This window comes from Chryseobacterium sp. CG10_8 (assembly GCF_058117085.1).
In genome coordinates this window covers 1-706 of record NZ_JBYVEB010000270.1, presented here as the reverse complement: position 1 = coordinate 706, position 706 = coordinate 1, and the positions used below count along the sequence as shown (strand labels likewise).

General features: G+C 29.7%; 1 protein-coding gene. It reads left to right on the top strand.

Going from position 1 to position 706, the window contains the following annotated elements; all coding sequences use genetic code 11:
* Nucleotides 1-41: 41 nt before the first annotated feature.
* The gene (locus AC4AGG_RS16680) at nucleotides 42-500 is read left to right on the top strand and encodes an HAD domain-containing protein (protein WP_489773149.1); all 459 of its coding nucleotides are present in this window, start codon (nucleotides 42-44) and stop codon (nucleotides 498-500) included.
* Nucleotides 501-706 lie beyond the last annotated feature (206 nt).

Genomic DNA, 706 nt, shown 5'->3' with positions numbered 1-706 from the left:
TCGTTAGCAACAATTGCACAAAAATACATTCCAAATTCCAAATGAAATTATTACTTGACATTGATGGAGTTTTAGAAACTTCACCTTCTTGGAAACAACCCGAATTTCTTGAAGATGGATTTTATAAGTTTAATAATTCGGCTTTGACAAACTTAATCCACATAATTGAGGAACTTAAGCCTGAAATAATTCTAACAACAACTCACCGAATAAATTATAGTGAAGATGAATGGAAACAAATTTTCGAAAAAAGGGGCGTAAAAGTTTCAAAGATTTCAAAAATCAATAATGCAAAAGAGCATTCTGAAATAAGAATTAGAAAAAATGAAATTGAAGATTGGTTTAATGAAAATTCAGAAACTGAATTTATAATTATTGATGATGACTCGTCATTAAATACATTACCTGAAAATATTAAAAAATATTGGATAAAAACTAATCCTTTTTCGGGAATTACTGATGAAGTAAAACAAAATGCTCTCAAATTATTTAAAAAATAGAAAATCGCAACTGTCGCTAACAGTGTATTAGCAAAAGCGGGCTTGAATACTCAAATTGAAAATTTGAATATTCTTCGCCGCCACTGCTTTTCAATTCCGTATTTATTTTGTAAGTTTACTTCATTGAAAAAGCATTGGCTCAGTTTGGTTGAAAAATCGAACTTTCAGTTCACTTTTCGCCCGCCTTCGCTAATACTTTTTCGTTA